This window comes from Inquilinus limosus MP06, assembly GCF_000767795.1.
Lineage (GTDB): Bacteria > Pseudomonadota > Alphaproteobacteria > DSM-16000 > Inquilinaceae > Inquilinus > Inquilinus limosus_E.
Genome location: NZ_JANX01001103.1, coordinates 1 through 758, shown reverse-complemented (window position 1 = coordinate 758; position 758 = coordinate 1). Strand labels below are relative to the sequence as shown.

The 758-nt window shown below is 75.9% G+C and carries 2 protein-coding genes; both read right to left on the bottom strand.

What is annotated here, in order from left to right; genetic code table 11:
- On the bottom strand, window positions 1-566 hold a 566-nt coding region (locus P409_RS35460), incomplete at its 3' end, for an NAD(P)/FAD-dependent oxidoreductase (protein WP_034849849.1).
- Window positions 563-758 (bottom strand): bacterioferritin-associated ferredoxin (locus P409_RS35455; RefSeq protein WP_034849847.1); only part of this gene is annotated, 196 nt, incomplete at its 5' end. The genes P409_RS35460 and P409_RS35455, both read right to left, overlap by 4 nt.

The following is a 758-nucleotide window of genomic DNA, read 5'->3' as shown; positions in this document are numbered from 1 at the left end:
AGCAGGCGGAAGCCGTCGCCGTCGCGCACCGCCTCCTGCACCGCGGTCTGCTCGCGGATATCGGCCCCGGCCCTGCGCGCGGCGCGGGCGAAGCCGGGCGACACCAGCCGCGGATTGGCGTGGCCGTCGGCCGGGCACCAGGAGCCGGCGATGGCGCGGTCGCCCAGCCAGGGCCAGCGGGCGCGGAAGGCGTTGCCGGCGACGATCTCGAGCCCCAGGCCCAGATCGCGCACCCGGTCCTGATAGGCCTGCAGCGACGCCAGGTCGGCCTCGCTGCGCGCCAGCTTCAGGTGGCCGGAGCGGATGTACTCGCCGTCGATGCCGATCGTCTCCGGCAGGCGCTGCCAGATCGCATGGGCGCGTTGCGCCAGCGGGATCTGCTCCGGCGGCCGGCCCTGGCGGCGGACGCCGCCATAGTTCACGCCGCTGGCCTGGGCGCCGCAGAAGCCGCGCTCCAGCAGCAGCACCGCCATCCCCATGCGACGCAGCGCCAGGGCCGCGGCGGCGCCGGCGATGCCGCCGCCGATGATGGCGACATCGGTGGTGATCCTCTCGGTGGCGGTCATGCCGCTTCCTCCGGCGTGTCCTCGATCGCGACCGGGATCGGCTTGACCGGGGCCTGGCCGCGCAGCCGCCCCACCGCCTCGACCGGCACGCCGCGATGGGCGGCCAGGATCTCGGCCGCGGCGGCACCGCACATGCGGCCCTGGCAGCGGCCCATGCCGACCCGGCACAGCGCCTTCAGCCGGTTCAGCTCC